A 20028-nucleotide genomic window follows, 5' to 3' on the forward strand; every position below is an offset into this window, starting at 1 on the left:
AATTTATTAATGGAGGTAATTATATGGACAACAACAGTAATGGTATACGTTTTGAACATACTCCTTATCATAACGTGTATTTAAAAGATCGTAAAAATATTGAATTAACCGGGGTGAAAAGAATTGAAAGTTTTGATTCTTTAGAATTTTTGATAGAAACTTCGTTAGGTTTTTTAAATATCAAAGGAACCGAACTTTCTTTAACACGATTAGATCAGGAAAAAAATGAAGTAAGCATTAAAGGAAATATTGATGCTATTTCATATGTTTCTAGTAAAAAAAGTCCCAAAAGTAAAGAAAGTGTTTTTAATAAATTGCTTAAATAATGGATTTAATAAAGCAGCTTCAAGGGATCAGCTATTCACTGGTATTTGGCTTTCTCTTTACTTTTGTTTATAGTCTTATCAATCGTGTGTTTTATAAATACCACAAAAGTATATTTAGATATTTTATACAGATTATTGTTGGTATTGTTTTTGGGTATTGCTATTATCTTGGTTTGTTAGTGATTAATAATGGTGTGATAAGAGGATATTTTATTATTAGTTTATTAGTAGGATATGTTCTTTATCTCAATTATTATAGCTATTATATGTTTTTTGTAATTGAAGCGATTGTGAAAATGTTAAAATATATTTTATCCCCAATTATATTCATTTTTAGAAAAATAAATGGTATAATAAGACGCATGAAGAAGGTGATTAGATGGCTAATAAAAGAAAAGTTTTCAAATTAATTAAAGGTTTTTCCTTTATGATCATTGGATGTGCTTTGATGATTGTTTTATTTAGCAGCGCTATGAACGTTCTTCAGCGTCAGGATGAAATAGCAGTTTTAGAAAAACAAAAAAAAGCTGTTGAAAAAGAAAAGGCCGAATTACAAAATGAAGTAGAATTATTGAATGATGAAGATTATGTTGCTCGTTATGCTCGTGAAAATTATATATTTTCTCGTGATGGCGAACAAGTATCTATCATTCCTGGAGTAGAATAAGCACTAAGTGCTTATTTTTGTTTTAGTTTTTTAGGGGGTAAAAGATGTTTATTGAAAAAAATATCTATATGCGTTCATTGCGACGGTGGCGAAAAATCACTATTTATGCACCAGATGATTATCAAACTAGTAATAAAAGATATCCAGTTCTATACATAAATGATGGCCAAAATGCCTTTTTTGATGAAGAGTCTTATATGGGTGTTAGCTGGGGCTTTTTTGATTATGTTAAAGAGAATAATTTAGATATTATTATGGTTGCTATTCCATGCAATTTTAAATTAAATAAGCGTGAAGATGAATATGGGCCATGGCCAATAAAAAAAGAAGTATTGTTAATGGAATATGGTGATGATAGTATTAAAGTTGGTGGTGAAGGCGATAAATATATGCGTTTTATCATAAAACAGTTAAAACCATATATTGATAAAAACTTTCCCACAATAGTTGATGATTGTGCGATGGTAGGAAGCTCAATGGGTGGTATAATTACTAGCTATGCGGGTATTAAATATAGCCATATTTTTAAAAAGACAGCTTCACTTTCGACGGCTTATTGGTTTTATGTAGACGAATTTATTGATTTGATTAATAAAAGCGATTTAAGTCCAATAGAATGTTTTTATTTGGATTTAGGTGGTAATGAAGGTAATGGTGATGAAAACATCAGCCGTATATACTATGAAAGCAATGAAAGAATATTTAATGAGTTAATTAAAAAAAGTGACAAGATTGAAGCACGCTTTTTTGAAGATGCTGTTCACAATGAATTTGAATGGCGAAAACGAGTGCCGATTTTTATGGAACTTTTTTATCGTCGGTAGAGGTCGATTAAGACCTCATTTTTTTATTTTTGTTTTCTATTTTGCAAAAAAGGAAAAAGCAGGTAGTAATTTATGTTATTATTTATTAAAATAAATAACAGAGGGGTTTGAATATGTATGAATTAATGTTATCTGATTTGGATGAAACTTTATTAGTTAATCATCATGTTCCTGAATTTAATGTTGAAGCGATAAAAAAGGCGCGTAAACATGGGTTGAAATTTGTTCCAGCAACAGGACGTGCTTTTAATATGATACCAGAAATTTTAAAAGAAATTGGTACATATGATCAAGAAGACGAATATTCGATTTGTTTTAACGGGGCATTAATTGTAGAAAATAAAAATAGTAAAATCTTGAACTTTAAGGGGTTATCATTTGATGTTGCTAAGATGTTATTTGATAAAGCCCGTGATTATGATGTTTGTGTATTGGTATTTACGGTTGATATGTGTTATATCTATAATGCTGATCCTGATGAAGTGCAAAGAAAAAAGGATCAAAAAGCACCGTTTGTTGTAGTTGAAGATTATAATATCGATAATTTAAAAAATGATCGAATAGCTAAAATTTTATATCAAAAAAAAGATATGAACTATTTAAAGAAAATAGCAGCTGATCTTAAAGATGATATTGAAAATAAAGCTTGTGCTAGTTATTCATCAAATCGTTATTTGGAATTTAATGCACCTGGAGTAAATAAAGGATATGGGCTTAAATGGTTAGCTAGTTATTTAAATATTGATTTAGATAAAACAATTGCCATTGGTGATAACTATAATGATGTTGAGATGATAAAACAGGCCAAACTTGGTGTTTGTGTAGCTTGTGGTGATGATGAAATAAAGAGTATTGCCAATTATGTAACTAAACTTGATTACAATCAAGGAGCAGTAAAAGAAGTAATTGAAAAATTTATTTTGGAGGAAGAATAATGGGTTATAAATTAATAGCATGTGATTTGGATGAAACTTTATTAAATGACCAGCATCATGTTGGTAAGCGTAATGTTGAAGCGATTCAAAGAGCGCGTAAAGAATATGGGGTTAAATTTGTTCCAGCAACAGGAAGAGGCTTTATGCAAATTCAGCCTGAGTTAAAAGAATTACAATTATATGATTTACCAGAGGAGTATGTTATTTCGTTTAATGGAGGAGCTTTAACTGAAAATAAGGGTAATCGTCTTATTGAATTTAAAGGCTTAGAATTTGAAAAGATGAAACAGATTTTTGAAGCAGGGTTGAATTTTGATGTTTGTATCCATGTTTATACCCCTGAGCATTTATATGTGTTTAATTTAAGTGAATCAGAACGACAAAGATTATTGGAACAAAGATTGGAAGTAATCTATCCTGAGGAAAATAGTGTTGATTTCTTAAAAGATACACCAATTTCTAAAATATTGTATCAAAATACTGATGTGCCATATTTAATGAGTTTGGAAGATGGTTTAAAACCAATTACTGATGGATGTTGTGCGGTTAGTTATTCATCTAATCGTTATATGGAATTCAATGCTTTAGGTGTTGATAAAGGACAAGGTTTAATAGATCTTGCCGACAAATTATCAATTGCAATTGAAGATACAATTGCTGTTGGAGATAATTATAATGATATGGCAATGTTAAAAGTAGCAGGATTAGCAGTAGCAGCTAATAATGCTGTTGATGAAGTAAAAGCAGCTTGTGATTATACAACAAAAGCTAATAATAATGAAGGCGTTGTAGCCGAATTAATAGAGAAGTTTATTTTCAATGAGATTTAAAGATATTGCACAAGCTGAATTTCAAAAAGATTATTATAAAAAACTTCATGATTTCGTTGAAAACGAATATAAACATAAAACAATATTTCCACCTAAGCAAAATATTTTTAGAGCTTTAAATTTATGTGACTATGATGATGTAAAAGTAGTTATTTTAGGTCAAGATCCTTATCATGAATTACATCAGGCTAATGGCTTGGCGTTTAGCGTATCGCCTGGAGTTAGAGTTCCGCCTAGTCTAGTAAATATTTATAAAGAATTACATAATGATTTAAATACTACTATTCCTAATCATGGTGATTTAACGAAATGGGCTAAGCAAGGGGTGTTGTTATTAAATAATGTTTTAACTGTTGAACAAGGTCGAGCTAATAGTCATGCAGGTATTGGTTGGGAAACTTTTACCTTAAATATTGTTAAAGCATTAAACGAACGAGAAAAACCGCTTGTTTTCATTTTATGGGGTAATAATGCTCGTGCTAAAAAGCAATATATTGATACTTCTAGACATCTTGTTTTAGAAAGTGCTCATCCATCGCCATTATCTGCTAGTCGTGGCTTTTTTGGATCGCGTCCGTTTAGTAAAGCAAATCAGTTTTTAGTTAAAAATGGCATTGAGCCAATCGATTGGCAAATTGAAAACATTTAAAGAAATTGATGAAGCGTTAGTTTATATTGAATCTAAACGGGCTAAAAGAACGCTAGATCAATTTAAAGCAACTATAAAGAAATATGGATTTAATGTTAATCAAAAAAACATGATTCATATTGCCGGAACTAATGGTAAGGGTTCTACAACAAATTATCTAAAAGAAATTTTAATGGCTCACGGTTATAATGTTGGGACATTTACTTCTCCTTATTTAATTTGTCATAATGATCGTATTTGTATTAATGGTAAAATGATCGACGATGATCGTCTTTTAAAGATAATCAATGAATTAGTACCGATAATTGAAAATGATCAATTATCAATGTTTGAAATCGATACATTAATCATGCTTAAGTATTTTAATGAATCTGATTTGGATTTTCGAATTATTGAAACTGGTATTGGTGGTTTGAATGATAAAACTAATGTAATAACAAGTCGTTGTAGTGCTATTACTAATATTGGTTATGATCATCAGTTTATGCTAGGAGATACTTTAGAAAAAATCGCTGTTCATAAAGCCGGAATTATTAAAGATAATCAAAAATGTTATACAACTGAAAAGAATCCGGGATTATTAAATATTTTTGAAGATGTATGTAATTTAAAAAGAAGTGAATTAATAAAGGTAGCTGTTCAATGTGACTATCAATATCCTTATGTTTTTACTTGTTTAAATCAGCAGTATGTTTTAAAAAACTGTGGCAGTTATCAAGTTGCTAATGCTTCATTAGCGATAACGATTGCAAATGATTTAATTGAATTGAAGCCAAGTTTGTTACAACAAGCCTTAAACAAGGCTAGCTGGCCAGGACGTTTTGAAAAAATTGATAAGGTTTATTTAGATGGGGCTCATAATGTAGATGGTATTAAATCGTTGATAAAAACTTTGATCGATCAAAATATTGATGATGTATTGATTATCTTTAGTGCTTTGCAAGATAAAGATACAAAAATTATGAAAGACTTACTTTGTCGCTATTCAATTATAGAAGCTAGTTTTGATGATGAACGTTTAAAATCTGATGCGCCGGATTTTAAAAAAGTATTAAAAGATAATTGGAATAATCACAAAAATATTGTTGTCACTGGATCGCTGCATTTTATTAGTGCGGTTAGAAAATATTTGGTAGCTAAAAAATAGTATAGTTATATATTGCCAGCATTTAATCAATAAGGGGAAATCCCTTATTGATATGGATGCTGGTAATTTATTGGTTCATCAAACTCTGCCCAATTAAAATATACTAATTGTAATAAATACTCATGATTGGTTTTACTATCGCGAATGATGAAGTGATCACGTCCTGCTTGTTGAATAATTCCACGATAAACTTTATCGCGCCATTCGTTGCTATTTGAGTAAGTAAAATAAAAAGTACCTAGTTTACCGATATTTAATCTTAAAATGTTTTCGATATAAGTTTGATCAATTACTGGAGCAGGAACCATTGTAGTACCAGTACCAGGAGTATTACTTGTATTAGGAGGAGTAGTTATAGGTGGAGGATTAGTTGAAGAATCGCTGGGATTTTCAGCAGATGAATTGTCATTTTCTTGACGTACTAAAAAAGGATTTAAATCATTAAAATAATTCATATGCAGTCTCCTTGTTAAAAATTTTTATAAGTCACATCTTAAATCATGCCCTGGATTATAAAAACAATGTTGTTTATACCGACCAGAAAGATTGCCATAAAATTCTGGCGGGCAAGCAACATTGGCACCAGGATTTTTGAACCAGAGTGCATTTGTAGCTGGTTCATTACGATAACCGTTAATACAGCGAAGGGCTAGACTCCTAACTAGACTATTAACAGGTTCGTTAAATAATGGAGTATCTACTCCAGAAAAAGCATTTTTTTGATAAATAACTTCAGTAATGGAACGTGTATTTCTAAATACATCACAGTTGGCAACGACACGATTAATTACTACATTACCAACTAATAACATTCCTTGTTCGCCTTCTCCAAGTGCTTCCGATTGAATCAATCGTGCCAGTAATTCGACTTCTTCGTTAGAATATTTAACTCGTGCCAAATTATCACCCCGTTATAATATATGTATTAAAAAAAATAAAATACCTTTATTATTGTTTAAATCGTTTTGTTTATGGTTTTGTGGAATAATTTGGTGTTTTTTAAATAAAACATAATAAAAAATTTACAAGAATGCATTTATTTATAGTTTAATAAAAAAATAAAAGAGAGTATAATTAATGACAAGATATAATACTTATATTTTATATAATAAATCTCGTATTTAGTTTTATTTTATGCTAAAATAGTATTATAGGTAAAGCGCTTACATTAGACAAGGAGGTATTTTAAAAAATGGGAAGAGAGATTGTCGCAATGATTTTAGCTGGAGGACGTGGAACTCGTCTAGAAGCACTAACAGCTAAAGTAGCTAAGCCAGCAGTGCATTTTGGGGGTAAATATCGTATTATCGATTTTCCTTTAAGTAACTGTGCAAATTCTGGAATTGATGTTGTAGGTGTGTTAACTCAATACGAATCTGTATTATTGGGTACTTATGTTGGTGCCGGAACTAAATGGGGCCTTGATGGTAAACAATCATTGGCAGCAATTTTACCAGCACGTGAACGTGGTGAAGTTGGAGCTACTTGGTATGCTGGAACAGCGGATGCAATTTATCAAAATATTAGTTTCTTAGATCAATATGATCCTGAATATGTTTTAATCTTATCAGGTGACCATATTTATAAAATGGATTATGATAAGATGCTTACTGCTCATAAACAACGTAAAGCAGATGCTACTATCGCAGTATTAAATGTATCTTTAAAAGAAGCTAGTCGTTTTGGAATTATGAATACTAATGAAGATGGTACGATTTATGAATTCGAAGAAAAACCTGCTAAACCTAAATCTACATTAGCTTCAATGGGTATTTATATTTTCACATATAAAGAATTAAGAAAATATTTAATTGATGATGCAAAAGATGAAAATAGTAAACATGACTTTGGTATGAATATCATTCCAAGTATGTTGAATGATAACAAAAAATTATATGCATATGAATTTAGCGGATACTGGAAAGACGTTGGAACAGTTGAAAGCTTATGGCAAGCTAATATGGACTTATTAAACGATAAAGAATTAGATCTTTACAATATTAAAAGAGATTGGAAAATCTATACTGAAGATACTTTGGAAAAACCTCAAATTATTGGTGACAAAGCAAGTATCAAAAATTCAATGGTTACTCAAGGATGTTTGGTTAACGGTACTGTTGAAGGATCTGTATTATTCAACAATGTAAATATTGGTGAAGGTGCAAAAGTCGTTGATTCTGTATTAATGCCAGGCGTATTAGTAGAAGAAGGTGCTGAAGTCTATAAAGCTATTGTAGATGAAGGTGTTGTAATTCGCGCTAATACAAAAGTTAATGAAGAAGCCAAAGATGTAGCTTTGATTAGTGATAATAGTAAGTAGGGGAGGAAATAGAGATGGTTAAAGTAATTGGTGTAGTAAATTTACATTCAGATGTAGATTTTGTAGGTCTTACAGAAAGAAGACCAGCAGCGTCTGTTAGTTTTTTAGGACGTTATGCGTTGATTGACTTTGTTTTATCAAACATGTCTAATTCAACTATTGATGCAGTTGGAGTATTAATTCAAAAGAAACCAAGATCATTATTAAAACATTTAGGTAATGGTAATTCTTGGAATTTCAACTCTAAAGCCGGTGGTGTATCTTTGTTATATAACGAAAAATACGCTAATAACCCTAATTATAATCATGATATTAATAACTTAATTGAAAATATTGCATTTTTAGAAAGCAATAAAGCTGATTATGTAGTTGTTGCTCCTGCTCATATTATTACTACAATGAATTACAATGATGCTATTGAAAGTCATGAAAAATCTGGTGCTGAGATTACTATGGTTTATAAAAAAGTTCATGATGCTAATGAAGCATACATTGGATGTGATTGTTTAACTGTAAAAAATAAAACAGTAACAGCAATTGAAAAAAATAGAGGTAGCCGTAAAGATTGTAGTATTTCAATGGAAACATATGTTTTCAATACAAAAACTTTATTAAAAGTAATGAAACAAGCTCAAAAAATTAGTTCATTCTTTAGTTTAAGAGATGTATTAGCATATTTATGTGATGAAAAACAAATTAATGCTTATGAATATAAAGGATATGCACGTTGCATGGATTCATTAGAACATTATTATCAATATTCATTAGAATTCTTGGATCTTGATGTTTCATCTGCAGTATTTAAAAGCAACTGGCCAATTTATACAAATACTAATGATACACCTCCTGCAAAATACTTATCTGAATCAGAAGTTGTTAGTTCATTTGTAGCTAATGGTGCAATGATCAATGGTACTGTTGAAAATAGTATTATTGGACGTGATGTTACAATTGGAACAGGTGCAGTAGTTAAAAATAGTATTTTATTCTCAGGATCTGTTGTTAGCCCAGGGGCTCACTTAGAAAATGTAATTATGGATAAACATTCTAAGGTTAAACGTCAATTAGACTTAAAAGGGGATTCTAAAACACCATTATATATTAAAGAAGGAGATGTAGTTTAATGCGAGTTTTATTTGCTACATCAGAAGCTACTCCATTTATTAAATCTGGAGGATTAGCTGATGTATTAGGTTCTTTACCAAAAGAAATGGTAAAAAAAGGTGTCGAAAGTATTGTTGTTTTACCAAAATACCAAGATATGAAATTGGCAGACAAAATTGAATATGTAACTAATTTCGATATTTGGGTTGGATGGCGTAAAGTATATTGTGGTGTATTTACCTATGTATTAGATGGTGTTCGTTTCTACTTTATTGATAATGAACAATACTTTAAAAGACCTGGATTATATGGATATGATGATGACAATGAAAGATTTGCATATTTTGATTTTGCAGTCTTAGAATTGATTTCTCATTTAGATTTAAAACCAGATATCTTACATTTACATGATTGGCAAACTGCGATGATTGCTATGTTGTATAAGGAAAGATATTGTTATTATGAACATTATGAAAATATTAAAATTGTCTTTACGATTCATAATATTGCTTTCCAAGGAAAAGCAGACCCTAATTTATTAAGTGAATTATTTGGGTTAGATAATTATCTATATTATAATGGAAATTGTCGTAATGATGGATGCTTTAATATGATGAAAGCAGCTATTTTCTATAGTGATATCGTAACAACAGTTTCTCCAACTTATGCAAAAGAAATTTTAACACCTGAATATGGTGAAGGATTACAAAATATCCTTGAAATGCGTAAATATGATTTATATGGTATTTTAAATGGGGTAGATTATGATGTAATCAATCCTGCTACTGATCCAGAAATTGTTAAAAATTACGATATCAATACAGTATTTGAAGACAAAGTGGCTAATAAATTAGCACTTCAAAAAGAAGTTGGATTACCAGAAAATAAAGATGTACCATTAATTGGGGTAGTAACTCGTTTAACTAAACAAAAAGGGTTGGATTTGATTTTAAATCAATTCAGTGAAATGTGCAGCCGTGATGTTCAAATTATAATTTTAGGTGCTGGGGATCACGTATATGAAGATGCTTTAAAAGGTATCGCTTATCATCATCCTGATAAAGTATCATTACAGTTAAAATATGACTTTGGATTATCTTGTCGTATTTATGCTGGATGTGATATGTTCTTAATGCCTTCATTATTTGAACCTTGTGGATTATCACAAATGATGTCACTTCGATATGGAACAATTCCAATCGTTAGAGAAACTGGTGGTTTAAAAGACAGTGTTCAACCATATGATGAATATGCACACACTGGAACTGGATTTAGCTTTGCAAACTTCAATGCTCATGAAATGATGAGAACAATTGATTATGCTTTAAAAGTATATAATGAAGATCCCGAAGCATGGAAAGGTATCATGACAAGAGCGATGAGTGCAAAACTTGACTGGGATGCTAGTGCTGATCAATATTTAAAAGTTTTTAATTCATTGTTAGGATAAACTCGAAACCTCATAAGGGCAGTTAGTAGCTGCCCTTTTTTAACGTATTAACGATTGAATGTTAACATTTTTTTGTTTACAATATAAACGATTAAAAAATTTTTTTCTGGTAATTTTATAAGGGAGACTATATATGATAAAAGCAATTTTTTTTGATATCGATGAAACTTTAATTTCTAAAAATCATCCGCAAATAAGTGATGGTGTAGTTAATGCTTTAAAATGCTTAAGAGAAAAAGGGATAAAATTATTTATTGCTAGTGGACGCCATGCTTTAGAGATTGAGGAGTTAGGGATTAATGATAAATTTATTTTCGATGGTTATTTAACTTTAAATGGCGGTTATTGTTATAATCAAAAAGAAGTTATTTATAAAAATCCAATCAATAAAGAAGATATAGCAAGAATAGTATCTTATATTAGTGAGCATAATTTAGCGTGCAGTTTTGTAGAAAGTAATGATTTATATGTTAATTTAGTTAATGATTATGTCGTTGAAGCACAGAAATCTATTAATACGTCAATACCGCCAGTTAAAGATGCTAAAAGAGCTTTAGAAAATGATGTTTATCAAGTTAACCCATTTGTAGGTGAAGAGGATGTTATTAAATTAACTGCTGAGTTAGAAAATTGTAAATATACTAAATGGCATGATGGTGCATATGATTTAATTGCCAAAAATGGTGGAAAACAAGAAGGAATTAAAGCGGTTCTTAAGTATTATGGTATCAAATTAGAAGAAACTATGGCTTTTGGCGATGGTCATAATGATGTTGATATGTTAAAGCTAGTTGGCATTGGAGTGTGTATGGCTAATGGGCATCCAGAAACCATTGCTTGTAGTGACTATGTTACTGACACTGTCGAAAATGATGGAATTGTAAGTGCTTTAAAGCATTTTAAATTGATCGACTAAAATTTGGTTGTAATAACTTAGTTAGTTGTGTAAAATGATGATAGCAAGGAGGGATGATGATGAAAAAATCAATCCTGTTTCTTATCATGGTTTCTTTAATGTGTTTAACTTCAGCTTGTGGTGCCCGTGATAAAGAAGTTAATTTAACTAAAACGGGGGAATTATATACTACTGAAGATGGTGTGAGCTTTTATTATCCTAAAGATTATGAGATTAGTGTTGTTTCTGATTTAAATGATTTAAATGGAGTAAATACAGTAGAATTTACAAAAGATAATAATATGTTGTATTTTACTGTGGTAAATGATAATACTGATAATTTAGTTGAAGATAAAGATGAGTTATATACGGGAATGCTTGAACAAAGTAAAGCATCGGATGTTGAGGTATTAAAGCCGGTTTTAGATAGTGGCTTAGATGTATATGAGTATATATATGAATATAGTGAAACTGGTGTAAAGAGCAAAGAGATAGTATATTTTTTAGAGGATAAAACTTATATTTATGGTTATCGTACTGTAAAAGATGAATTTGCGGATAATGAAGAGGAAATGACTGTATATTTGGAAAGCTTTTCAATGGCAGTCGGCAAATAAGTTGTATTTTTAGATTGATTTTGGTAAGATATTAAATAGTTAGTGAGCAGTAATTTATTTGGATATTAATTTAAACTGCTTGATGGTAGAAAATTAAATGGGGATTGATATATGCTTATCGAAATCTATTAAAACATTTAACATTAAAGCATCTGCTATCGAGAATGTAGCATTATGCTTTTTTATTTATGGAGGTAATGATGAAGTTATTTAATACACTAACAAATAAAAAAGAAGATTTTAAACCGCTTCGTGAAGGTGAAGTGAGCATTTATGTATGTGGACCAACAGTGTATAATTACGTACACATTGGCAATACACGACCTATGATTGTGTTTGATGTTTTAAGAAGAACGTTTGAATACTTAGGTTATAAAGTAACTTTTGTATCAAATTTTACTGATGTTGATGATAAAATTATCAAAGCAGCTAAAGAAGAAGGGATTACCGAAAAGGAATTGACTGACAAATATATCAAAGCATATGAAGATGTTCGCCGTGATTTGAATTTATTATTCCCAACTTACGCTCCAAGAGTTACTAATACTATGGATGCTATTATTAATTTTATTGATGGGTTAGTAAAAGATGGGTATGCTTATGAAGTCGATGGTGATGTTTATTTTAGAGTATCTAAAATTAAAGAATATGGTCAATTATCAGGAATTAAAATTGAAGATTTAGTGGCTGGTGCTAGTGATCGTGTTGATGAAAATGATAAAAAAGAAGAATCAACTGATTTTGCATTATGGAAAAAAACAGATGAAGGGATTCAATTTGATAGTCCATGGTCTAAAGGAAGACCGGGGTGGCATACTGAATGTGTTGTAATGATCAATGATATTTTTGAAGATGGTAAGATTGATATTCATGGTGGTGGACAAGATTTAAAATTCCCGCATCATGAAAATGAAATTGCTCAATCAATGGCGTGCCATCATCACCCAATTGCTCATACTTGGATGCACAATCAAATGATCAATATTGATAATCAAAAAATGTCAAAATCATTAGGTAATGTAATTTGGGCTAAAGATATGATTGCTAAATTAGGATGTAATGTTTATAAATGGCTAATGTTATCAAGTCATTATCGCAATCCGTTGAATTTAACTGATGAAGTAGTAGCTACTGTAAAAAAAGAAGTTGCAAAAGTAGATAATGTTATTAAAACTGTTTCATTATATTTACAAGTAAATCATGTTGCTAAAGGTGAAGTTAATAAGCAAATTGTTGATGATATGGTAAGTGCTTTAGAAGATGATTTAAATACATCTTTAGCTTTAACAAAGATTTTAAATCAAGTAAAAGTATTGAATCAATTATTTAGACAAAAAGATAAAGATGATCAGGCAATTAGTGAGGCTTATCAAACTTTATTAGCGATGGTTAATGTAATTGGTTTTGTTTATGAGCCAAGACAGCTTTCTGACGATGAATTAGAATTATATCAAAGCTGGAATGATGCTAAAGCTAAAAAAGATTTCCAAACAGCTGATAAAATTCGTGATGAGTTAATTGATAAGGGGATAATTTAATGCGACCAGATTTAATTAATCCTAGCGTATTAGCTTATTTAGGAGATAGTGTTTTTGAACTTTTAGTAAGAGATTATTTAGTTAGAGAAAGTGGCCTTGCCAAGACTCATGAAATTCAAAAAGAAGCTATTAAATATGTAACAGCAACTTCCCATGCTAAGTTTATGCATGATATGTTATCAGAAGGTTTTTTTAGTGAAGATGAAGTAGGAATTTATAAGCGGGGTCGTAATAATAAAGGTAATAAAAATGAAAGTATTGAGCATTTGCATTCGACTGGTTTTGAAGCAATAATTGGTACATTGTATTTACAAAAAGATTTTAAAAGAATGAATGAAATATTTAATCGATATAAAGAATATATAAATTTGAGATAAATTTGAGACGAAAATAGGTGAAAAATATGAAACAATATATATATGGTAAAAACACGATATTAGAAGCTTTAAAGGGAGAAAAACGTGTATATACTGTGTATGTCCAAAACAATTTTAAAGACAATAAAATTATTGAACTATGTAAAAAAACGAAAGTTCCATATCGCCAGGTTGATAAGTCGGAATTTATCAAGAAAGTTGGCAATGTTACTCACCAGGGAATTATGGCAGAAGTAGAGGGATATCGCTACTATTCTCTTGATGAGATATTAGATGCTATTCCAGAGGGCAAACAACCATTGCTATTAATGTTAGATGGACTAGAAGATCCTCATAACTTAGGGGCTATTTTAAGAACATGTGATGCAATAGGCGTTGATGGTGTAATTATTGGTAAAAATCGTAGTGTTGGATTAAATGGTACGGTAGCTAAAGTATCAACTGGGGCTATTGATCATGTTAAAGTAGCTCAGGTTACGAATTTATCAAGAACATTAGAAGAATTAAAGAAACGTTCTTTTTGGGTAGTAGGCTGTGATTTAAATCAATCTCAGGATTATCGAGCTATTGATTATAACATGCCTTTAGTAATTGTGATTGGTTCTGAAGGTTTTGGAATATCACGACTAGTGAAAAAAAATTGTGATTTTAATGTAGTTTTACCAATGGTGGGGCATGTAACATCGCTAAATGCCTCAGTAGCAACTGCTGTAATTTTATACCAGGTATATAATTCTCGTAACCCTTTATAAGCAGAAGGGAGGTAACCATGGATGGTTACGATGTTGAAGAATTGTATTATTTATATTTGCAGGATTGTCCGGAAGCAAAACGATATTTAATGAAATTTTGTTATAAACAAATAGAAATCATTTTACCTAAGTATTATATAAGTACAATTTATAAAGATGAGTATGAAGATTATATTCAGCTTATTATGGTAAGAGTGTTTAAATCATTAAATAATTATCGTCCAGATAAAGGGATGAAAATGAGAAGTTTTATTTCCATGCTGATTGAAAATGCGATAAAATCAATCGTATTGAAAAATAGTGGCAAAGTAATTAGAGAAAAAAGAGTAGTATATTCATTAGATGATTATTATGATGCAACTCAAAAAATTCGTTATGTTACTAATTTGATTGATGAACGAACTCCGAATCCCAATCGATATTGTATTGAACAAGAGCAACAGCAGGAAATTGATAAATATTTATTACAAGTTTGTTCAGAACTTGAACAAAAGATAGTAAAGTATCACCAGGCAGGTTATAAAAATCAAGATATTGCCAGGATATTAAATATTGATATTCGCAGTGTTTATAATGCGAACTATCGAATCCAAAAAAAGATAGCAAAATTCAAATGTATTTGACTATCATTGGTATTTATGATAAATTATTATAGCATAGAAATGAGCTGATAGTATGAAAGAAAAAGTAATTTTAGTTTGTACAGAGTGTTTATCACGTAATTATACAATTACAAAAAATAAACGAGTTAATGTAGAAAGATTAGAATTAAGAAAATTTTGCAAAAAATGTGGAAAACACACATTGCATAAAGAAACTAAATAGGAGGTTTAGCTGTGAAATTTCGTGATTGGTTTACTCTAAAAGGAATTAGAAGTGAAATTAAAAAAATTAGCTGGTTATCGAAAAAAGAATTGGCCCAAAATTCAGCTACTGTATTAGCATTTTGTTTTGTTTTAGGGTTATACTTTTTTGCTGGTGATGCAATCATTGCCTTTATATTAAAAGCATTGGGGATGAATTAAAATGACAGGAATGAATGATGAAGGAAGACGCTGGTATGTTGTTAATACATACTCAGGTCATGAAAATAAAGTAAAAGAAAATCTAGAAAAGCGTGTTGAATCAATGGGATTACAAGATGTGTTATTTCAAATTGTTATTCCTGAACATGTTGAAACTGAGATTAAAGATGGTAAAAAAATTAATAAAACTAAAAACATGTTTCCTGGTTATGTCTTAGTTGAAATGATCATGACAGATGAAGCATGGTATGTTGTAAGAAATACTTCAGGAGTAACTGGATTTATTGGATCTTCTGGTGGTGGAGCTAAACCATTCCCACTTCCAAAAAGTGAATTAGAACCAATTTTAAAGAAAATGGGTATTAGTACTTCAGAAGTATCAGTAAATTATGAACCAGGTGATGAAGTTAATGTAATTTCTGGTCCATTTGCTGGTAAGAGTGGAAAAGTTGAATCAATTGATACTGAAAAAGAATCAGCTAAAGTTTTAATAGATTTTTTAGGAAATTTAACACCAATCGAAATCGATTTAGTTCAGTTAGAAAAAGCGGATATTTAATATTCGCTTTTTTTTGGGTTAAATGGTGTAATTTTGAAAAAGGATTTAGACAAAATATATGTTTAAGTCCTTTTTTTGTGCCTTTTTTTATTAGAAGTATAAATGATTACAAAATGGCAATTATTAAAGATATAGGAAATATAAAATATTTTTTTCAAAATATGAAAAAATAAATTTAATAAAATTTAAGGTTTTGTAATTTTTATAAAGAGTAAAAAAACGTAGTAAAATAGGGGGTTTAATAAGAAAATTATTGTTTTATATATTAAACAAGTTCTTTAATAATTGAAATTTCTTTGATTATATCGATAAAATTTGCATTTTGTATCAAAATATGTTATTATGCAAAGGACGTTCAAGATAGGAAGTGAATTAATGAAAGAAAAACGTAATAAAGAACAATTAATTGATTTTATTAATGAAAACATTATCAAAAGACGCGCAATGTTTATCCCAATTTTAGGGGTATCAGTATTTATGTTAGTGGGTTATGCTGCAATCGATAAAGAAGCACCAGTAATTGTTTCTAATCGTATTGAAGTTCCATATGGTGAAAAATTGGATTTAGACGTAATTGATATCACTGATAATCAAGATTCACGCCAAGATTTAGTGGTTGAAGGGAATGTTAACAGTGTAGATGTTGATCAATTAGGTACTTATAGTATGACAGTTTCGGCTACTGACAGTTTTTCAAATGTAACTACAAAAACAGTTAGTGTTGAAGTTGTTGATGATGAAGCTCCAGAATTTAAAATTGCCGGAGCAAAAAAAGGTTATGTTGTTCAAGTTCCAATTAATGGAAGTAGCGATATAACAAGTTATGTCAGCGCTATTGATAACGTTGACGGTGATGTTTCACCTTTTATTGAATCAGATAAAGCCTTGGATGCTAGTAAAGCTGGAATTCAAGATATTACTTTAAAAGTAACTGATTCTGCTGGTAATGTTAGAGAAAAGACTTTTGAATTTGCTGTTTCAGATTTAACAGCACCTGTTGTTACTTTATCTCAAGGAAACGATGTTGTTATTGATTATGGTAGCGAATTTAAATTGGAAAACTATTTAACAGCTACAGATGATTTAGGAGTTGTAACTAATACAGTTTCTGGAACTGTTGATACAACTAAAGAAAATGAAGTGCAAACTATTGAAGTTACTACTCAAGATGAAGCGGAAAATAAAGTGGTTACTACTTTAAACTTTACTGTAAAAGATATCGGTGGGCCACAAATCAACTTATCTACAACTGCAGTAGAAGTTGTCAAAGATTCTGCTTTTGATCCACGTCAATATTTAGTATCAGCAATTGACAATAAAGATGGTGATGTAACAGCGAATGTTGCTGTTAGTGGAATTGATACAAGTTCTACTGGAAATAAAACTGTTACTTATTCAGTAAGTGATAGTTCTGGAAATCAATCTACAGCAACTTTAAGTGTTAAAGTTTATACTCCAGGATCTAAGATTGTAGAAACTGCATATACTAAATTAGGTACACCATATGTATATGGTGCAAGTGGACCTAACGCCTTTGACTGTTCAGGATTTACTTCTTGGGTATATCGTCAACACGGTATCTCAATTGCAAGAACAGCTCAAGGACAATCAAGAGGGGGAACTCCTGTTGATCGTGCTAACTTACAGCCAGGTGATTTAGTATTCTTTGGATCAAGTACAAGCAATATTACCCATGTAGGCATTTATATTGGTGGTGGGCAAATGGTACATGCACCACATACTGGTGATGTTGTTAAGGTTTCTAGTTTAAACCGTAACTATGTTTGTGCAAGAAGATATTTATAAAAATGTAATTAAGAAAGGATAAACGTCCTTTCTTTTTTTATATATCGTCATAAGAATATAGGGGAGGTATAAGATGGATACATTTGATATTATTAGAGCTTTATGTCAACAAACCCCTAAAGCTTATGCGATTATTAGAGGAGCGATAGTAAATGGGTCGATGCTAGCTTATGAATTTGGACAAGGTACCATTATTGTAGTAGAAGCATTTGGTTTGCCAGTAACTGGTTGTGGACTAGGAATACATGCTATGCATATTCATGAAGGTGGTAATTGTTCGGGTAGTGCTGATGAACCATTTGCTGATACTGGTGGACATTACAGTACAAATAGTTGCCCTCACCCTTATCATACAGGTGATTTACCACCGCTATTTTCAAATGATGGTTTAGCTTGGATGGCAGTTTATATTGATAAATTTACACCTGAAGACATTGTTGGTCGTACAATCGTTATTCATGCTGGACTTTATGATTTTACTAGCCAGCCTTCAGGAAATGCTGGAGCAATTATTGCCTGTGGTGCTATTAGAGAATTATATCAGTAATATTTACATTTCTTAAGTAGAAACTTACTATGATTATGTTACAATAAAGTAGCGGAGGTAAAAAGATGGGTAAGTTATTGTTTTTTGATATTGATGGAACTTTGATAGAATGTAATCAGGATATTTATGCAATTACTGATAATACTAGAATTGCTTTGGATAAACTTAAAGAAAATGGTCATGATGTTTTTTTAGCGACTGGGCGTTGTAAGTGTTTTATTACTGATGGGGTAATGGATTATCCTTTTAGCGGTTATGTAACATGTAATGGTGGTTATGTTGAATATAAAAACCAACCAATTTATAAAGCTATTGTTTCTAGTGAAGCTATTAAAGCAACGATGGAACTTTCAAATCAGCATAATTTTAATTATTATTTTGAAAGTAGTGATTATATTTATGTTCGTGACCGTAATGATTCAAGACATCTTGAATTTGCGAATAATTGGGGGATGAAAGATAAAACTATTATTGATGATTTTGATCCCGAAAAAATTGAAACTTATATTGGAATGATTGTTGTTAATGATAAAAAAGATATTCCGATTCTTGTTGAAAAATTAAGCCCTTATTTTGATGTCCAACGTCATCAAAGCGATTATTCATTTGATTTAACATTAAAAGGAGTTTCTAAAGCAGTCGGAATAGAAAAATTAGTTGAGCGATTAGGACGTGATATGGCAGATACAATTGCCTTTGGTGATGGTCGTAATGATATTGAGATGTTAGAAACTGTAGCTATGGGGGTAGCAATGGGGAATGCGGTCCCAGAAGCTAAGGCTGTTGCCGACTTTGAAACTGATCGAATTGAAAATGATGGAATTGTAAAAGCTTTAAAAGAATTTAGATTGATTTAGCTTTACAGGAGAAATGAAATGATAAAATTAGGACACCGGGGATATAGTGATAAATATCCTGAAAATACAATGATGGCTTTTAAAGCGGCAATAAATGGTAATTTTGATGGTGTAGAAACAGACGTTCAATTAACTAAAGACAATCAACTGGTTCTAATCCATGATGAAACAATTAATCGAACATCTAATGGTAGAGGGTATGTTAAGGATCATACTTATCAAGAATTATGTAAGTTTAATTTTAATTATCGCTTTAAAAATGTTGAGGCTAAAATACCATTATTAGCTGAATTACTGGATTATTGTTATGGTAAAGATGTTATTTTGAATTTGGAAATTAAAACTGATAAGATTCAATATCCTAACATTGAACAAATGACATATGATTTAGTTAAGGAAAAAGGAATGTTAAAACAAGTGATGTTTTCATCTTTTCATCTAGATAGTTTATTGAAACTACGGTCAATTGATCCTGATTTATATTTAGGGTATTTATTTGAAGATGATTATCAAAAAAATAAGGAACTTGTTTTAAAGCATCATTTTCATTGTCATAGTAAATATGTGTTTTTAAACGAACAAGAAATTAAGGATTATTTGAAACATCATTTAGATGTTAATACATGGACTGTCAACGATGAAGAAATTAAAGATTTTCTGCTTGAAGCGGGTGTAAAAACTATTATTACTAATAAAGATATCTAGGGTAAAAAGTATTTACCCTAGTTTTTTTGTGTGGTATAATATTGTAAACGTTTCCATAGGGTGAAGGTGATTTTATTGTGAAAAAATGCACAATATTG

Annotated in this window: 26 protein-coding genes; 24 read left to right on the forward strand and 2 right to left on the reverse strand. The window is 30.3% G+C overall.

All coding sequences use genetic code 11. From position 1 onward, the window contains the following. The first annotated feature begins 23 nt into the window (after positions 1–23). The 8 genes from yabP (at position 24) to B5F09_RS07650 (ending at position 5378) form a co-directional block, all read left to right on the forward strand. Positions 24–326: a sporulation protein YabP gene (gene yabP / locus B5F09_RS07615; RefSeq protein ID WP_087300650.1), complete on the forward strand. Its 303-nt coding sequence runs from the start codon at positions 24–26 to the stop codon at positions 324–326. Continuing rightward, positions 326–736, forward strand: coding sequence for a spore cortex biosynthesis protein YabQ (yabQ, locus tag B5F09_RS07620; protein WP_087300648.1), 411 nt, complete (start codon positions 326–328; stop codon positions 734–736). Before yabP ends, yabQ begins: the two co-directional genes overlap by 1 nt. Further along, positions 706–993: a septum formation initiator family protein gene (locus B5F09_RS07625; protein WP_087300646.1), complete on the forward strand. Its 288-nt coding sequence runs from the start codon at positions 706–708 to the stop codon at positions 991–993. Before yabQ ends, B5F09_RS07625 begins: the two co-directional genes overlap by 31 nt. A gap of 44 nt (positions 994–1037) precedes the next feature. Next, entirely contained in the window at positions 1038–1817 is a 780-nt protein-coding gene (locus B5F09_RS07630) for an alpha/beta hydrolase (protein WP_087373347.1), read from the forward strand. Between the two features lie 113 nt (positions 1818–1930). Further along, a complete protein-coding gene (locus tag B5F09_RS07635) occupies positions 1931–2752 on the forward strand; it encodes an HAD family hydrolase (protein WP_087373349.1) in 822 nt (273 codons plus the stop codon). After that, positions 2752–3582, forward strand: coding sequence for a Cof-type HAD-IIB family hydrolase (locus B5F09_RS07640; RefSeq protein WP_087373351.1), 831 nt, complete (start codon positions 2752–2754; stop codon positions 3580–3582). Before B5F09_RS07635 ends, B5F09_RS07640 begins: the two co-directional genes overlap by 1 nt. Continuing rightward, positions 3572–4231 carry a uracil-DNA glycosylase gene (locus B5F09_RS07645; RefSeq protein WP_087300638.1) on the forward strand — a complete coding sequence of 220 codons (660 nt, stop codon included), beginning with the start codon at positions 3572–3574 and terminating at the stop codon, positions 4229–4231. Before B5F09_RS07640 ends, B5F09_RS07645 begins: the two co-directional genes overlap by 11 nt. Beyond that, positions 4218–5378, forward strand: a complete 1161-nt coding sequence (locus B5F09_RS07650) for a folylpolyglutamate synthase/dihydrofolate synthase family protein (RefSeq protein ID WP_239404281.1) — start codon at positions 4218–4220, stop codon at positions 5376–5378. The genes B5F09_RS07645 and B5F09_RS07650 overlap by 14 nt, the downstream gene beginning before the upstream one ends. A 44-nt stretch (positions 5379–5422) precedes the next feature. On the opposite strand, the gene gerQ is transcribed toward B5F09_RS07650, so the two are convergent. Next, positions 5423–5833, reverse strand: a complete 411-nt coding sequence (gerQ, locus tag B5F09_RS07655; protein WP_087300634.1) for a spore coat protein GerQ — start codon at positions 5831–5833, stop codon at positions 5423–5425. 24 nt (positions 5834–5857) lie between these two features. After that, complete coding sequence (locus tag B5F09_RS07660) at positions 5858–6277, reverse strand: cell wall hydrolase (RefSeq protein WP_087300632.1); 420 nt, start codon at positions 6275–6277, stop codon at positions 5858–5860. 293 nt (positions 6278–6570) lie between these two features. Here B5F09_RS07660 and B5F09_RS07665 point away from each other — a divergent pair, with 293 nt between their 5' ends. The 16 genes from B5F09_RS07665 to B5F09_RS07740 all read left to right on the forward strand — a co-directional run bounded on the left by B5F09_RS07665 (position 6571) and on the right by B5F09_RS07740 (position 19930). Beyond that, positions 6571–7698: a glucose-1-phosphate adenylyltransferase gene (locus B5F09_RS07665; protein ID WP_087300630.1), complete on the forward strand. Its 1128-nt coding sequence runs from the start codon at positions 6571–6573 to the stop codon at positions 7696–7698. A gap of 14 nt (positions 7699–7712) precedes the next feature. After that, complete coding sequence (glgD, locus tag B5F09_RS07670; protein ID WP_087373355.1) at positions 7713–8822, forward strand: glucose-1-phosphate adenylyltransferase subunit GlgD; 1110 nt, start codon at positions 7713–7715, stop codon at positions 8820–8822. After that, positions 8822–10252 (forward strand): glycogen synthase GlgA, encoded by a 1431-nt coding sequence (gene glgA / locus B5F09_RS07675; protein WP_087373357.1) that lies wholly within the window; start codon positions 8822–8824, stop codon positions 10250–10252. The genes glgD and glgA overlap by 1 nt, the downstream gene beginning before the upstream one ends. A 133-nt stretch (positions 10253–10385) precedes the next feature. Next, entirely contained in the window at positions 10386–11168 is a 783-nt protein-coding gene (locus B5F09_RS07680) for a Cof-type HAD-IIB family hydrolase (protein WP_087373359.1), read from the forward strand. 59 nt (positions 11169–11227) lie between these two features. Beyond that, positions 11228–11764, forward strand: a complete 537-nt coding sequence (locus tag B5F09_RS07685; protein WP_087373361.1) for a hypothetical protein — start codon at positions 11228–11230, stop codon at positions 11762–11764. A gap of 200 nt (positions 11765–11964) precedes the next feature. Next, positions 11965–13302, forward strand: a complete 1338-nt coding sequence (cysS, locus tag B5F09_RS07690; protein WP_087373363.1) for a cysteine--tRNA ligase — start codon at positions 11965–11967, stop codon at positions 13300–13302. Further along, positions 13302–13679, forward strand: coding sequence for a Mini-ribonuclease 3 (locus B5F09_RS07695; RefSeq protein ID WP_087300618.1), 378 nt, complete (start codon positions 13302–13304; stop codon positions 13677–13679). The genes cysS and B5F09_RS07695 overlap by 1 nt, the downstream gene beginning before the upstream one ends. Before the next feature lie 26 nt (positions 13680–13705). Continuing rightward, positions 13706–14431 carry a 23S rRNA (guanosine(2251)-2'-O)-methyltransferase RlmB gene (gene rlmB / locus B5F09_RS07700; protein ID WP_087300616.1) on the forward strand — a complete coding sequence of 242 codons (726 nt, stop codon included), beginning with the start codon at positions 13706–13708 and terminating at the stop codon, positions 14429–14431. Positions 14432–14448: 17 nt separating this feature from the next. After that, complete coding sequence (locus tag B5F09_RS07705; protein WP_239404283.1) at positions 14449–15054, forward strand: sigma-70 family RNA polymerase sigma factor; 606 nt, start codon at positions 14449–14451, stop codon at positions 15052–15054. 52 nt (positions 15055–15106) lie between these two features. Continuing rightward, positions 15107–15256: a 50S ribosomal protein L33 gene (gene rpmG / locus B5F09_RS07710; protein WP_087300613.1), complete on the forward strand. Its 150-nt coding sequence runs from the start codon at positions 15107–15109 to the stop codon at positions 15254–15256. An 11-nt stretch (positions 15257–15267) separates the two neighbouring features. After that, entirely contained in the window at positions 15268–15456 is a 189-nt protein-coding gene (secE, locus tag B5F09_RS07715; RefSeq protein ID WP_087300611.1) for a preprotein translocase subunit SecE, read from the forward strand. 1 nt (position 15457) lies between these two features. Then, entirely contained in the window at positions 15458–16015 is a 558-nt protein-coding gene (nusG, locus tag B5F09_RS07720; RefSeq protein ID WP_087300609.1) for a transcription termination/antitermination protein NusG, read from the forward strand. Positions 16016–16390: 375 nt separating this feature from the next. Then, positions 16391–17821: a C40 family peptidase gene (locus B5F09_RS15370; RefSeq protein ID WP_087300607.1), complete on the forward strand. Its 1431-nt coding sequence runs from the start codon at positions 16391–16393 to the stop codon at positions 17819–17821. A 73-nt stretch (positions 17822–17894) separates the two neighbouring features. Then, positions 17895–18368: a superoxide dismutase family protein gene (locus B5F09_RS07730; RefSeq protein ID WP_087373365.1), complete on the forward strand. Its 474-nt coding sequence runs from the start codon at positions 17895–17897 to the stop codon at positions 18366–18368. Positions 18369–18433: 65 nt separating this feature from the next. Next, positions 18434–19225: a Cof-type HAD-IIB family hydrolase gene (locus tag B5F09_RS07735; RefSeq protein WP_087300603.1), complete on the forward strand. Its 792-nt coding sequence runs from the start codon at positions 18434–18436 to the stop codon at positions 19223–19225. 18 nt (positions 19226–19243) lie between these two features. Beyond that, positions 19244–19930, forward strand: coding sequence for a glycerophosphodiester phosphodiesterase (locus B5F09_RS07740; RefSeq protein WP_087373367.1), 687 nt, complete (start codon positions 19244–19246; stop codon positions 19928–19930). Positions 19931–20028 lie beyond the last annotated feature (98 nt).

Origin of the sequence: Erysipelatoclostridium sp. An173, assembly GCF_002160495.1 — a bacterium.
Lineage (GTDB): Bacteria > Bacillota_I > Bacilli_A > Erysipelotrichales > Coprobacillaceae > Thomasclavelia > Thomasclavelia merdavium.

Bases quoted from the DNA above. Each gene is read 5' to 3' on its own strand.
- B5F09_RS15370 (WP_087300607.1), top strand. From the start codon at position 16,391: ATGAAAGAAAAACGTAATAAAGAACAATTAATTGATTTTATTAATGAA.
- B5F09_RS07735 (WP_087300603.1), top strand. From the start codon at position 18,434: ATGGGTAAGTTATTGTTTTTTGATATTGATGGAACTTTGATAGAATGT.
- gerQ (WP_087300634.1), bottom strand. From the start codon at position 5,833: ATGAATTATTTTAATGATTTAAATCCTTTTTTAGTACGTCAAGAAAAT.
- B5F09_RS07680 (WP_087373359.1), top strand. From the start codon at position 10,386: ATGATAAAAGCAATTTTTTTTGATATCGATGAAACTTTAATTTCTAAA.
- yabQ (WP_087300648.1), top strand. From the start codon at position 326: ATGGATTTAATAAAGCAGCTTCAAGGGATCAGCTATTCACTGGTATTT.
- B5F09_RS07635 (WP_087373349.1), top strand. From the start codon at position 1,931: ATGTATGAATTAATGTTATCTGATTTGGATGAAACTTTATTAGTTAAT.
- rpmG (WP_087300613.1), top strand. From the start codon at position 15,107: ATGAAAGAAAAAGTAATTTTAGTTTGTACAGAGTGTTTATCACGTAAT.
- B5F09_RS07645 (WP_087300638.1), top strand. From the start codon at position 3,572: ATGAGATTTAAAGATATTGCACAAGCTGAATTTCAAAAAGATTATTAT.
- yabP (WP_087300650.1), top strand. From the start codon at position 24: ATGGACAACAACAGTAATGGTATACGTTTTGAACATACTCCTTATCAT.
- B5F09_RS07730 (WP_087373365.1), top strand. From the start codon at position 17,895: ATGGATACATTTGATATTATTAGAGCTTTATGTCAACAAACCCCTAAA.
- B5F09_RS07625 (WP_087300646.1), top strand. From the start codon at position 706: ATGGCTAATAAAAGAAAAGTTTTCAAATTAATTAAAGGTTTTTCCTTT.
- nusG (WP_087300609.1), top strand. From the start codon at position 15,458: ATGACAGGAATGAATGATGAAGGAAGACGCTGGTATGTTGTTAATACA.
- cysS (WP_087373363.1), top strand. From the start codon at position 11,965: ATGAAGTTATTTAATACACTAACAAATAAAAAAGAAGATTTTAAACCG.
- B5F09_RS07665 (WP_087300630.1), top strand. From the start codon at position 6,571: ATGGGAAGAGAGATTGTCGCAATGATTTTAGCTGGAGGACGTGGAACT.
- glgD (WP_087373355.1), top strand. From the start codon at position 7,713: ATGGTTAAAGTAATTGGTGTAGTAAATTTACATTCAGATGTAGATTTT.
- glgA (WP_087373357.1), top strand. From the start codon at position 8,822: ATGCGAGTTTTATTTGCTACATCAGAAGCTACTCCATTTATTAAATCT.
- B5F09_RS07630 (WP_087373347.1), top strand. From the start codon at position 1,038: ATGTTTATTGAAAAAAATATCTATATGCGTTCATTGCGACGGTGGCGA.
- B5F09_RS07705 (WP_239404283.1), top strand. From the start codon at position 14,449: ATGGATGGTTACGATGTTGAAGAATTGTATTATTTATATTTGCAGGAT.
- B5F09_RS07685 (WP_087373361.1), top strand. From the start codon at position 11,228: ATGAAAAAATCAATCCTGTTTCTTATCATGGTTTCTTTAATGTGTTTA.
- B5F09_RS07740 (WP_087373367.1), top strand. From the start codon at position 19,244: ATGATAAAATTAGGACACCGGGGATATAGTGATAAATATCCTGAAAAT.
- rlmB (WP_087300616.1), top strand. From the start codon at position 13,706: ATGAAACAATATATATATGGTAAAAACACGATATTAGAAGCTTTAAAG.
- B5F09_RS07695 (WP_087300618.1), top strand. From the start codon at position 13,302: ATGCGACCAGATTTAATTAATCCTAGCGTATTAGCTTATTTAGGAGAT.
- B5F09_RS07640 (WP_087373351.1), top strand. From the start codon at position 2,752: ATGGGTTATAAATTAATAGCATGTGATTTGGATGAAACTTTATTAAAT.